General features: G+C 47.6%; 7 protein-coding genes, 14 tRNA genes and 1 pseudogene. 12 read left to right on the forward strand and 10 right to left on the reverse strand.

Annotated elements, in window-relative coordinates; genetic code table 11:
• Positions 1-10 precede the first annotated feature (10 nt).
• From N7386_RS07505 to N7386_RS07545, 9 genes and pseudogenes are all read right to left on the reverse strand, one after another.
• The gene (locus N7386_RS07505; RefSeq protein WP_011716482.1) at positions 11-1408 is read right to left on the reverse strand and encodes a TRAP transporter large permease subunit; all 1398 of its coding nucleotides are present in this window, start codon (positions 1406-1408) and stop codon (positions 11-13) included.
• On the reverse strand, positions 1408-2052 hold the full coding sequence (locus N7386_RS07510; RefSeq protein ID WP_086904586.1) for a TRAP transporter small permease: 645 nt from the start codon (positions 2050-2052) through the stop codon (positions 1408-1410). Before N7386_RS07510 ends, N7386_RS07505 begins: the two co-directional genes overlap by 1 nt.
• A gap of 62 nt (positions 2053-2114) precedes the next feature.
• Complete coding sequence (locus tag N7386_RS07515; RefSeq protein WP_011716484.1) at positions 2115-3137, reverse strand: TRAP transporter substrate-binding protein; 1023 nt, start codon at positions 3135-3137, stop codon at positions 2115-2117.
• 394 nt (positions 3138-3531) lie between these two features.
• Positions 3532-3762 (reverse strand): annotated as a pseudogene (locus tag N7386_RS07520) (hypothetical protein).
• A 143-nt stretch (positions 3763-3905) separates the two neighbouring features.
• A tRNA-Val gene (locus tag N7386_RS07525) sits at positions 3906-3981 on the reverse strand.
• 25 nt (positions 3982-4006) lie between these two features.
• A tRNA-Val gene (locus tag N7386_RS07530) sits at positions 4007-4082 on the reverse strand.
• Positions 4083-4123: 41 nt separating this feature from the next.
• Positions 4124-4199 (reverse strand) — tRNA-Val (locus N7386_RS07535).
• Positions 4200-4231: 32 nt separating this feature from the next.
• A tRNA-Val gene (locus N7386_RS07540) sits at positions 4232-4307 on the reverse strand.
• A gap of 48 nt (positions 4308-4355) precedes the next feature.
• Positions 4356-4431 (reverse strand) — tRNA-Val (locus N7386_RS07545).
• Positions 4432-5032: 601 nt separating this feature from the next.
• On the opposite strand from N7386_RS07545, the gene gltX reads away from it, so the two are divergent.
• The 10 genes from gltX to N7386_RS07595 all read left to right on the forward strand — a co-directional run bounded on the left by gltX (position 5033) and on the right by N7386_RS07595 (position 7964).
• The gene (gltX, locus tag N7386_RS07550; RefSeq protein WP_011625747.1) at positions 5033-6442 is read left to right on the forward strand and encodes a glutamate--tRNA ligase; all 1410 of its coding nucleotides are present in this window, start codon (positions 5033-5035) and stop codon (positions 6440-6442) included.
• Between the two features lie 102 nt (positions 6443-6544).
• Positions 6545-6620, forward strand: a tRNA-Ala gene (locus N7386_RS07555).
• 67 nt (positions 6621-6687) lie between these two features.
• A tRNA-Glu gene (locus tag N7386_RS07560) sits at positions 6688-6763 on the forward strand.
• A gap of 106 nt (positions 6764-6869) precedes the next feature.
• Positions 6870-6945: transfer RNA gene (locus tag N7386_RS07565), tRNA-Ala, on the forward strand.
• 64 nt (positions 6946-7009) lie between these two features.
• Positions 7010-7085, forward strand: a tRNA-Glu gene (locus N7386_RS07570).
• A gap of 100 nt (positions 7086-7185) precedes the next feature.
• Positions 7186-7261, forward strand: a tRNA-Glu gene (locus N7386_RS07575).
• A 100-nt stretch (positions 7262-7361) separates the two neighbouring features.
• A tRNA-Glu gene (locus N7386_RS07580) sits at positions 7362-7437 on the forward strand.
• Positions 7438-7537: 100 nt separating this feature from the next.
• Positions 7538-7613, forward strand: a tRNA-Glu gene (locus N7386_RS07585).
• A 100-nt stretch (positions 7614-7713) separates the two neighbouring features.
• Positions 7714-7789, forward strand: a tRNA-Glu gene (locus N7386_RS07590).
• Positions 7790-7888: 99 nt separating this feature from the next.
• Positions 7889-7964 (forward strand) — tRNA-Glu (locus N7386_RS07595).
• 514 nt (positions 7965-8478) lie between these two features.
• On the opposite strand, the gene N7386_RS07600 is transcribed toward N7386_RS07595, so the two are convergent.
• Positions 8479-10308, reverse strand: coding sequence for an ABC transporter ATP-binding protein (locus N7386_RS07600; protein WP_086904850.1), 1830 nt, complete (start codon positions 10306-10308; stop codon positions 8479-8481).
• A gap of 181 nt (positions 10309-10489) precedes the next feature.
• Between N7386_RS07600 and N7386_RS07605 the strand changes: the two genes are divergently transcribed.
• On the forward strand, positions 10490-12118 hold the full coding sequence (locus N7386_RS07605) for an AlkA N-terminal domain-containing protein (protein WP_086904849.1): 1629 nt from the start codon (positions 10490-10492) through the stop codon (positions 12116-12118).
• 114 nt (positions 12119-12232) lie between these two features.
• Positions 12233-12799: a methylated-DNA--[protein]-cysteine S-methyltransferase gene (locus tag N7386_RS07610; RefSeq protein ID WP_086904848.1), complete on the forward strand. Its 567-nt coding sequence runs from the start codon at positions 12233-12235 to the stop codon at positions 12797-12799.

Genomic DNA, 12799 nt, shown 5'->3' on the forward strand with positions numbered 1-12799 from the left:
TTCCTTGAGATTAATATCCGTTGAGCTTATCCAGAAATTCTGGCAAGAACAGGGAGATTTGTGGCACGTAGGTGATAAGCGCCAAGAAGGCCAACATCAGTGCTAACCAAGGTAGTACTGATTGGATCACCCAGCCGATACTGCGGCCTGTGATCCCCGCCGTCACGAAGAGGTTAAGCCCCACCGGCGGTGTCAGCATACCAATCTCCATGTTCACCACCATGATGATGCCTAAGTGGATAGGGTCGATACCTAAGTGGGTGGCAATCGGGAACAAGATTGGCGCCATAATCAGCACGATGGCCGATGGCTCCATAAAGTTACCCGCCGCTAACAGCAGTAAGTTGACAATGATTAAGAAGCCCCACGCAGGTAAGCCCATGCCCACAATATGTTCGGCAATGATATGGGGAATACGCTCAGTAGTCAGCACGTGGGCGAATAGCATGGCGTTGGCAATGATAAACAGCAACATGATGCTGACCTTTGCCCCGTCGCGCACCACATGGCGGATTTCTTTGTCGATTGGGGTTTTAATCAGTCCGAGCGCCATATGGCCTAAGTTACGGACAATGGCGCTGGGGATCGGCTCATTAGGGTTACGCCATGCGACATTTTTCAATGGGCCAATATCGCGATAACCAAATACCGCAATGAAATAGGCATACATACAGGCTACGGCAGAGGCTTCGGTTGGACTGGCTACACCGCCATAGATTGAACCTAACACGATAATGATCAGCGCCAGACCACCTAAGGCTTTAGCACTGGAAATCCCCAGTTGTTTAAAGCCAGGGAAGGGGCGTGATGGCAGATTTTTAAAACGGGCGACGATATAAATCACTATCATCAGCAGGAAACCCATCATCAAACCTGGGATTAAGCCCGCCATAAACATTCTGGCAGCCGAGACTTCCGTCGCCGCCGCATACACTAGCATCACGATTGAAGGGGGGATCAAAATCCCTAAGGTGCCAGAAGTGGTAATCACACCGGCGGCAAACTTTTCGGGGTAACCTGCTTTCACCATACCGACGATAACAATGGAACCGATGGCGGCCACAGTTGCTGGAGATGAACCCGATACCGCGGCAAACAACATACAGGCCATCACAGAGGCCATGGCTAAACCGCCACGGATATGGCCGATACTGTCCATCGCAAAGTCGATGATCCGTCGTGCCACCCCACCGGTTGACAGAAAGGCTGAGGACAGAATAAAGAAGGGGATCGCCAGCAGGGTATAGTGCTCTGACGATGACTCATAAAGTTTTAACGCCACTGAGGCGAGGGAGTCGTTGGAGAAGAATAAAATCGTCAGCATGCTCGAGAAACCTAACGCAATCGCGATAGGCATACCTAAAAACATACAGACGAGTAGGGCAGTAAAGAGGGTCGCAATGGCCATTACTTCGCTTCCTTATTGTCTGTTTCTTGTTGTGCGTGCTGAGCACCTTCGTCAATTAAATGCATGCTTTCTTTCGCTTCATCGGCAAATTGGAATCCAGAAACTTGGTTGCGTAGGATGGCGATAAACAGTTCTAAGAAACGCCAAGTCAACATGCTAAAACCAATTAATAGAATGCTTTGGGATAACCAAATGGGCACAGCGCCGTCTTCGACATCAATCTTTAAGGTGTTCCAAGCAAAGTCGGGATCTAAGCTGTTTAACAGGAACTTAGGAAAGTGAATATCTTCCATCGGTACGCCGATTTGGTACATCTGTGACAGATATTCCCAGCTACCTTTTAAAAATAGTCCGCAATAAGCTAAGCAAATCAATGCCGTCACTAGGGAAGTGATCTTTTTAGCCTTAGGGGGCAGATTTTTTACAAACGCATCAACACCGATGTGAGCACCGACTTTCACCCCATAGGACATACCAAAAAGCACAAACCAACCACAAAGGGTTAAGGTCAGTTCTTGGATCCATAAAAAACCGGTATTGAAGAAAAACCGCGCCACTACCTCTGTGAACACTAAGAGTGTCATTAAGGTGATTAAGAGGTTGAGCACCCCTTCTTCAAAGTAACCAAAAATTCGCGATATCACAGCTGTACTCCCCTCGCTCAAATACCGCTTAACCCCAAATAGAGGTTAAGCGGTTTATTTCATTATTGTTTATTTGCAGCAACAGCGGCTTCAATCACATCTTTACCTACTTGGTCTTCAAATTTCGCCCAAACAGGTTTCATTACATCAATCCATTTTTGACGCTCATCCGGTGTTAAGGTCACCAGTTGCGAACGTTTAGAATCAAGGATTAATTGCTTGTCTTCGTTATCTTTTTCAGCGGCGATCTTGTTACCTAAGGCGATAGATTCATCTAAGGCTTCTTTGATCACTTTACGTTTATCCGCTGGTAAGCTCTTCCAGAAGGCATCAGAGGTCACGACCATGTAGTCCAGCACGCCGTGGTTACTTTCGGTGATTTGGCTTTGAACTTCGTAGAATTTTTGTGAGTAAGTGTTAGACCAAGTGTTTTCTTGACCGTCGATCGCACGGGTTTGCAGCAGGGTGAACACTTCAGAGAATGGTTTCTTCACAGGGATAGCGCCCACAGCATCAAACTGGGCGGCTAATACGTCAGATGCCATTACACGGAATTTTAAGCCCTTAGCATCTGAAGGCTGTTTCAGTGGTGTGTTCGCAGAAAACTGCTTCATACCATTGTGCAGATAACCTAAACCCACAATACCTTTGCGGCTCATAGAGTTCAGCAGTGCTTGACCGGCTTCACCCTGTTGGAAACGGTTTACTGCATCCATGTCATTAAACAGGAATGGCAGGTCGAAAACCTGTAGGCGTTTGGTATAACGTTCAAATTTTGAGAGAGAAGGCGCGACAAATTGCACATCGTTTAACAGCAGTGCCGCTAACTCGTTGTTATCCCCAAATAACTGTGAGTTAGGGAATACACTGACCGTATATTCACCAGGTAAACGTTGCTCAACGAGTTCTTTAAACTTCAACGCCATTTGACCCTTTGGCGTATTTTCTGCAACCACGTGGGAGAACTTGATTTCAACGGGCGCCGCAAACACGTTAAAGCTGGTCGCGAACACTGAGGCCAGTGCCAGCATCTTAGCTACGGTTTTTAATGGACGTGTGATACCCATTTGTTGATTCAATGTCATTTTTGAGTTCCTTTTTCTGTTGTTAGGATTTGTCCTCAGCCTTGGTTAGTTTGTTACCAAGTGTGAGTAGGAATACAGCCTTGATTTCCCTGAGGTCTGTCTTAATAAAGGCAAATACCACGCCAACTTACGATGCACTCTGTAAGTGTTTGGTTAATAAAGTGTAGTTCATTTGATGTTTGTCACACTTTTAGTTTTGTGGGTGAGATCTCGCTCACGTTGATTTTAGCTATGGGTGGAAATCCACCCAAACTGCATTTTGTGGGGTATTAGCAGAGGTTTTTAGCTTGATGATTAACTGAGCAAAATAAGTTGCTTTTAGATCAAAAGCTGGCTGAAAAATGACTGTGAAGCAGGGGATAGCTGAGATGGCGAAGAGGAAGCAATGCGGGAGTCAGCCATGATCTTCGCCAATTCGCTTAAGGATTTCATCACTCGGAAGTAACTCCAAATGCCCGCGTTCATCGAAGTACCAGCCAGTAATAAAGCCTTATTGGCGCATGCTGACGAGATTGTGCATAACTTCACGGGCTTCCCTCAGCGCGGTTTGTTCATCGCAGGCATGGGTATGTTTTAAATACGCTGCAATATTGGTGAGGGATGCAGATTGACTGACGCTGGCCATAGTGCTGATCTCCGAATATGCCTAAGGCAACAATCAGCAGCGTTTAATCGGATTGAATACTGGGTAACAGACTCAGTTAAGCAGATGCTGATTAAGATCAAGCATAGTTGAGTTGAGCTAGGGGTAAAGTTTTTGGGGGAATATGGTGGTCGCTACTGGGATCGAACCAGTGACCCCCTCCTTGTAAGGGAGGTGCTCTCCCGGCTGAGCTAAGCGACCCGGGGTAAATCTGTACTGAAGAATATGGTGGTCGCTACTGGGATCGAACCAGTGACCCCCTCCTTGTAAGGGAGGTGCTCTCCCGGCTGAGCTAAGCGACCGGAATTCTTTCAATACAAATTTTAATGTCATTCTAAAAATATGGTGGTCGCTACTGGGATCGAACCAGTGACCCCCTCCTTGTAAGGGAGGTGCTCTCCCGGCTGAGCTAAGCGACCGGAGAATGACGACACAGTGAATGAGAAGTATATGGTGGTCGCTACTGGGATCGAACCAGTGACCCCCTCCTTGTAAGGGAGGTGCTCTCCCGGCTGAGCTAAGCGACCCGGGCATATAACAACTTGTATACCATGATTAAATTTGCATTTATCACATGGTGGTCGCTACTGGGATCGAACCAGTGACCCCCTCCTTGTAAGGGAGGTGCTCTCCCAGCTGAGCTAAGCGACCTCTGCTGTGTGGAGCCGTATTATAGGGAGGTTCGATCGAGTGTCAACGCTTTTTAATGAAAAAAGCATTGGTCGCGCTATTTTTGCTCGGATTGACTTAATGTTAATCACGTCATCATTCAAAGTGTTACTTTATTGGACAATTCCGTCGGTATTTTCTTTTCAGGTTTTTGCACTCACCTTGCCAATAAGTCAGCCAATTGCATCGTTAAGCGTTCTTTTTTGAGGGTTTGCGGCTTTTTTAGGCTAAAGAGTGTTGTCTATACGGCTTGAACGATAAAGGGAGGAGGGCGCTGCGCCATTCTCTTCATCTATTTTGCGAAATCTTGATTGATGGCATGTTTCTAAATAGAGATGCGTCCTTTATTTAGTTTCGATGACATGGCTTGGGTTTTCGAGTGTTTGTTTTCGGATATTTATTGCTGGGTTCTACTCTTTAGCAGAGTAATCTAAAGTGCTCACCTTTGGGCTGATACTTTGAGGGGATCTGCAATACCTACACTCAGTGCCATTTGCAGCGCAGACTTAGGCTGCTAGAATAAGCCCACTTTTTACCGTGATTGTCTTTATCTAGACGACTTTATATAGGTTAGTGTCCCATTATGACAACTAAGACGCGTTTTGCCCCAAGCCCAACAGGCTTTTTGCACGTGGGCGGTGCCCGTACAGCTCTTTATTCTTGGTTACAAGCTCGTGCCAATAATGGTGAGTTTGTTTTACGTATCGAAGATACGGATATTGAACGTTCAACTCAGGCTGCCTGTGATGCCATTTTAGAGGGCATGAACTGGTTAGGTTTGACGTGGGACGAGGGCCCGTACTATCAAACTAAGCGTTTTGATCGTTATAACGAAATCATCGCGCAGATGTTAGAGCAGGGCACTGCTTATAAATGTTATTGCTCGCGTGAACGTATCGATGCATTAAGAGAAGCACAAGCGGCAAATGGCGAAGCACAAAAGTACGATGGTTGCTGCCGTGACTTGCCAGCGCGTGACACTGACGAGCCTTTTGTTGTGCGTTTCAAAAATCCCATCGGCGGTTCAGTGGTGTTTGATGACCATGTTCGTGGTCGTATCGAATTCTCAAACGATGCATTAGATGATCTGATCATTGCGCGTACCGATGGCGTTCCTACTTATAACTTCTGTGTGGTTGTCGACGATTGGGATATGGGGATCACTTGTGTGGTGCGTGGTGAAGACCATATCAACAACACCCCACGTCAAATCAACATCCTTAAAGCATTAGGCGCACCTATTCCTGAATATGCCCACGTGTCGATGATTTTAGGGGATGACGGTGCCAAGTTATCTAAGCGCCATGGTGCGGTAAGCGTAATGCAATACCGTGATGATGGTTATCTGCCTGAAGCACTGCTTAACTACTTAGTTCGCTTAGGTTGGTCACATGGCGATCAAGAAGTGTTCTCTTTAGAAGAAATGAAGCAGCTCTTTAAATTAGACGACATCAACAAAGCGCCTTCTGCCTTTAATACCGAAAAACTGGTTTGGTTAAACCAACACTATATTAAGACACTCGATCCTGAATATGTAGCGTCGCACTTACAATGGCATATGGACGATCAAAAGATCGATACCTCAAATGGCCCTGCGTTATCTGCGGTAGTGACGGCTCTGGCTGAACGCGCTAAGACCTTAAAAGAGTTAGCCGCTTCTAGCCGCTACTTCTATGAAGACTTCGCAGAGTTTGATGCCGAGCAAGCGAAAAAGCACTTACGTGGTGTCGCGCTTGAGCCATTGCAATTAGTGCAACAAAAACTGGCAGCATTAACTGAATGGACTGTTGAAGCTATCCACCAAGCGATTGAAGCCACCGCGACCGAATTAGAAGTCGGAATGGGTAAAGTCGGTATGCCATTACGTGTCGCTGTGACAGGTGCAGGGCAGTCTCCTGGCTTAGATATCACCTTATTCTTAATAGGAAAGGCGCGTTCTGAGCAAAGAATATCCAAAGCGATTGAATTTGTAGCAGATAGAATAAATTCCTAAAAAACGAGTTGACACATTTAGGTGCGCTGCATAGAATGCGCCCCGTAGTTGAGACACACGAGCGAATGCTTGTAGTGCACTTAAATACAGCTTGATAAGTTTGGGGCTATAGCTCAGCTGGGAGAGCGCTTGCATGGCATGCAAGAGGTCGACGGTTCGATCCCGTCTAGCTCCACCAAACTTACCGCCGATATTAAGCGAGATGAGCGTTAGTAATAATGCGAGTCAAATTAATATGTCCTTGTGTCCCCTTCGTCTAGAGGCCTAGGACACCGCCCTTTCACGGCGGTAACAGGGGTTCGAATCCCCTAGGGGATACCACTATGTTTATCACATAGGGTTCCTAGCAAATGACTAACGAGTCGTTTGGTAAGAACAAATCCAGTTTCTGCGATATATACTGAATATCAGTATGTCGAAAGAATTTGGGGCTATAGCTCAGCTGGGAGAGCGCTTGCATGGCATGCAAGAGGTCGACGGTTCGATCCCGTCTAGCTCCACCAAATTCGCCGTATTAAGCGAGAGCACTGTTAGTCATTAATAGTTTTCAAATTAATATGTCCTTGTGTCCCCTTCGTCTAGAGGCCTAGGACACCGCCCTTTCACGGCGGTAACAGGGGTTCGAATCCCCTAGGGGATACCACTCTATCCCTTAAAGATAGGGTGCTATCACAAATGACTAACGAGTGATTTGTGAGATAACTAGCAAGACCTCAGTGATGAGGCTAAACATCAGTCCTTGTGTCCCCTTCGTCTAGAGGCCTAGGACACCGCCCTTTCACGGCGGTAACAGGGGTTCGAATCCCCTAGGGGATACCACTCTATCCCTTAAAGATAGGGTGCTATCACAAATGACTAACGAGTGATTTGTGAGATAACTAGCAAGACCTCAGTGATGAGGCTAAACATCAGTCCTTGTGTCCCCTTCGTCTAGAGGCCTAGGACACCGCCCTTTCACGGCGGTAACAGGGGTTCGAATCCCCTAGGGGATACCACTCTATCCCTTAAAGATAGGGTGCTCTCACAAATGACTAGCGAGTGATTTGTGAGATAACTAGCAAGACCTCAGTTATGAGGAAAAACATAAGTCCTTGTGTCCCCTTCGTCTAGAGGCCTAGGACACCGCCCTTTCACGGCGGTAACAGGGGTTCGAATCCCCTAGGGGATACCATCCTATCCATTAAAGATAGGGTGCTATCACAAATGACTAGCGAGTGATTTGTGAGATAACTAACAAGACCTCAGTTATGAGGAAAAACATAAGTCCTTGTGTCCCCTTCGTCTAGAGGCCTAGGACACCGCCCTTTCACGGCGGTAACAGGGGTTCGAATCCCCTAGGGGATACCACTCTATCCCTTAAAGATAGGGTGCCATCACAAATGACTAGCGAGTGATTTGTGAGATAACAGCAAGACCTCAGTGATGAGACTAAAAATCAGTCCTTGTGTCCCCTTCGTCTAGAGGCCTAGGACACCGCCCTTTCACGGCGGTAACAGGGGTTCGAATCCCCTAGGGGATACCACCTCAACTAAGATTAATCGCTAATGTTAGTTGAGAACAATAAGCCACCTTTAGGTGGTTTTTTTGTATCTAAAATTCGTTATCCTGCCATAAGCCATAAGCCATAAGCCATAAGCCATAAGCCATAAGCCATGAGCCATAAGCCATAAGCCAATTCTATTGAGCCCGTATCAGTTTATTTGTCTTGGGGGTAGTAGGGGTGTTGGTACTGTACTTTTTGCTGTATTTACCTCTTATCAAATCGCAGTAGCGACATGAGAGTAAACCACGTGCGCTCTAAGCTGAGCACCATACTTAAAGCCCAATTTGTGGATATTTTGAGGATGCGGATATTGTTGAGGATAAGTGCTGGCAACAAACTCTGTGTGCCTGTACCAGCCAGCCAATAAAGCAAGCGCAAACAATAAGACTAATAATAAAGCCAAATAAAAAGGCGACTCTAGATCGCCTTTTACATCTAAACTCAATGATTTTTCAAATCAAAGTGAAAGGTGGTGCGCTTAAGAAACGCAAAGCTACTCAATCCCGAGGAAGCCACCAGTTTGATGCGCCCAAAGCTGGGCATAGATACCGCCAGCAGCAATCAACTCTTGATGGGTGCCTTGCTCGACGATACGACCTTGATCGAGCACGATTAATCTGTCCATCGCCGCGATAGTGGACAATCTATGGGCAATTGCGATCACAGTCTTTCCTTGCATTAGTTCATACAAGCTTTCCTGAATCGCAGCTTCCACTTCGGAGTCCAAGGCAGAAGTCGCCTCATCGAGCAGTAAAATCGGCGCATTTTTCAAAAGTACCCGAGCAATAGCGATACGTTGTCTCTGTCCGCCGGAGAGCTTAACCCCACGTTCACCCACTTGTGCATCTAAGCCATGGTTGCCATTAGGATCGGTCAGTTCATTAATAAAATCATGGGCCTGAGCCTGTTTTATTGCATGCTCGAGCTGGGTTTCGCTCGCATCAGGATTACCGTAAAGAATATTCTCCCGAATAGTGCGATGCAGTAGAGACGTATCTTGGGTCACCATACCAATCTGTGAACGCAGTGAGTCCTGCTTGACCGCTTTAATATCTTGACCATCGATACAAATTTGGCCTTTCTCAACATCGTAAAAACGCATCAACAGGTTCACTAGCGTGGACTTACCCGCGCCCGAGCGGCCAACGAGACCGACCTTTTCGCCCGCTTTGATATTGAGGTTCAGATCTTCAATAACACCAGTTTCTTCGCCGTAATGGAAACTCACCTGATTAAAATCGATACGTCCTTGCTCAACCACTAAAGTGTTGGCATTGGGCGAATCTTGGATAAGTGTTGTCTTGGAAAGGGTATTCATCCCATCGGTTACTGTGCCGATATTTTCAAATAACGAACTGATTTCCCACATGATCCATTGCGACATGCCATTGAGACGCAGCGCTAAACTCACGGCAATCGCAATCGCTCCAACGGAGATGGCATTGTCACTCCAGAGCAGGATAGACACAGCGGCAATACTGAAGGCGAGCATATAGTTAATCACTTGCACACTAACACTGATCCCCGTGACAAGGCGCATCTGGCGGTACACAGTGTCGAGGAAACTGCGCATACTCGCCTTGGCATACTCGGCTTCTTTATCCGTATGGGCGAAGAGTTTCACCGTGGTGATATTGGTGTAACTGTCGACAATGCGTCCTGTCATCGTCGAGCGCGCATCGGCCTGTTCAGTCGAAACTGTTTTCAGCCTAGGCACAAAATACCACTGTAAACCGATATAGAGCGCCAGCCAGATCAGCATGGGGATCACCAGACGAACATCGGCACTGGCCACCATCACCAGCATGGAGGTGAAATACACTAAAATGTACACCAGCACATCGAGCAGTTTCATTACGGTTTCACGGACCGCAAGGGAAGTTTGCATCACTTTAGTGGCAATGCGGCCGGCAAAATCATTTTGATAGAAGGACACGCTTTGCTTGAGCAGATAGCGATGCGCAAGCCAACGAATCGACATGGGATAATTACCCAGCAAGGTTTGATGCATGATCAGCGCATGAAATAGCACTAATAATGGCATCACCACTAGGACCATCAGCCCCATTAATAACAGCGTCGAGCCTTCATCTTGAAAGAGCGTCTCAGGGCTTTTTTTCACTAACCAATCGACTAATTGCCCCATAAAGCCAAAGAGCGAGACTTCGAGCATGGCGATTAATGCCGTCAGCACTGACATTAATATAAGCGGTAATTCATAGCCCTTAGTGTAATGGCGGCAAAACGCATATACCCCCGTGGGCGGCTTGGTTGGTTCGCCATCGGGCAGGGCTTCAACCCAAGATTCAAATCGTTTAAACATGAATTGACTCTATTTTATTGAGAAAAGTGGATGGGGAAAACGTCGAGGTGTCTAGCATATAGGATCTTGCACTTTAAAAGCACGCGATGATCCAGTTCCGTTTTCCGCGAGTGTGCTAGCATAGGGTGACGTACAGTAACCGACAAGTACAAAATTGTGAATAAGAGTGTCGGATAGCCAAATGAAGCAGACAAGCGTGAGCCAAAATTCAGCCCCACAACCGCCATCCGAGCCGACATCAAGCGACGCGCAGGATTGCCAAATATCCGCCGGGATTTGCCGTGAAGCGCGCATGAGCCGCGATCCACGTTTTGACGGTAAGTTCTTTGTGGGCGTGTTAAGTACGGGGATTTATTGCCGAACAGTGTGCCCAGCAGTAGCGCCGAAGGAAGAAAATGTGCGTTATTTTGACTCGGCCATTAAAGCTGCACAGGCGGGACTCAGGCCTTGTCTACGTTGCCGCCCCGACAGTGCTCCTGGCTCTAATCCGTGGAAAGGCACTAACACAACCCTAGACAGAGCCATAGGTTTGATTGAAGCTGGCGCCTTATCTGGTGAGCACGGATTAACGGTCGAGGCCTTGGCGGACAAATTGGGGATCAGCAGCCGTTATTTAAATAAATTATTTACCGCAGGATTTGGCACTTCACCTAAACAATTTGCCCTCTATCGTCAGTTATTGTTCGCAAAGCAGTTGTTGCATCAGACGCAGTTGCCCATCACTCAGGTCGCCCTTGCCGCAGGCTTTAACAGTATTCGCCGTTTTAACGAGGCATTTCAGCAGGCGCTGCAATTAACGCCCACCCAGTTGCGAAAATCCAGTCAGAAATCGACTATTAAAATAGACGACGGGGAGAGTGCCGAACTCGCTTGTTCGCAGGAGATGCCAGCGCACAGCTTGAGTCTGTATCAGTATTATCGACCGCCACTCGATTGGGCGGCGCAATTAGCCTTTTATCGCCTGCGCGCCGTCGAAGGCATGGAATGGTTTAGCGATAATGCAAACCCTCACTCCCATGGGGCGATTGACCCAAATATACCACTTGAGTATGGCCGTACTCTGCAAATTGAGGATATCCGCGCTGTGGTACATATCGTCCATGAGGCGCCTTTGCATCGCTTTAAAATCACGCTGACGTTAACGCCCGACTCGCCCATATCGGGCCTACAAAAGCTCATCACCCAAGTGCGGCGCATTTTAGATCTCGATGCCGATATGCAGCTGATTGAACACAACCTAGCGCACTTGACCGATCTAAAACTCAGTAGCAAATCCGGGCTTAGGATCCCTGGCGCTGGCGCGGTATTTGAGGCGGGTTGTCGAGCGGTCTTAGGTCAGCAGGTGAGCGTAGTGCAGGCGACTAAATTACTGAATATATTGGTCGAAGCCTATGGCGAGCGCTTTAGTTTAAACGGGCGGGAATATCGCCTGTTCCCCACACCGCAGGCGATTCGTGAAGCGAGTCTCGATGAGCTTAAAATGCCCGGCGCGCGCAAACTGGCGCTCAATGCGCTTGCAGCCTTTATCTGTGAGCAGCCCGAAGCCTCAGTCGATGAGTGGATTGGGGTAAAAGGCATAGGCCCTTGGACCATTGCCTACGCCAAATTACGTGGACTTGGCGATCCGAATATCTTCTTGCACACGGATTTAATTGTTAAAAAACAATTGGTAGCCAGTGTTGCCGAGCAAAAAGGCTTGGATATTGAAGCGGTAAAACAGCTGGATTATACGGTGCTTGCACAGCGGGTGAGTGCGGATATCGCCCCTTGGGGGAGTTATTTAACCTTTCAGCTGTGGTCCAATGCATAAGGTATTTCTGGCCACTCGTTATGTATCCAATACCTAGGCTCCATATGAGAGCCACTATTACTATTTGAAACACAGTACGAAAACACTGTACTAAAGCCGTTTACGAGACCCATTATGAGCCCGAATTTCTCCCAATTGATTAGCGCGCCAACGGCCAAAGATTATCAGCCCTGCGCTGTCGATACCTTAAGTACCCCTGTCGGCGTACTACAACTCAATGCCAATGCCTACGGATTAAGCCACTTAACGGTCGTAGGGTCGAGCCGAACGGAGATCCCGCTAAAGGTTGCAACTGATGTCGAACTCGCGCGGGCCAAAAGCCATATTGAGCAGGCAAAGGCGCAGCTTCAGAAATATTTTCGCGGTGAGCTAACTGAGTTCCACTTAAGCTTAGCGCCTAAGGGAACCGAATTTCAGCAGCAGGTGTGGCAGGCGCTGGTGCAGGTCGGTTATGGGCAGAGTTACAGTTATGGCGATATCGCCCAGCGCATCGACAGGCCCAAAGCCGTCAGGGCGGTGGGTGCCGCCAATGGTGCCAATCCCATCGCGATTATTGTGCCCTGTCACCGTATCATTGGTAAAAATGGCCAATTAACCGGTTATGCCTATGGACTTACGATGAAACAACAGCTGTTAATGCTGGAATCGACAAGCAAGGGAGCGCATTTTACGTTAGAATAG

It is taken from the genome of Shewanella sp. GD04112 (assembly GCF_029835735.1).
In the GTDB taxonomy this organism is placed as follows: Bacteria; Pseudomonadota; Gammaproteobacteria; order Enterobacterales; family Shewanellaceae; genus Shewanella.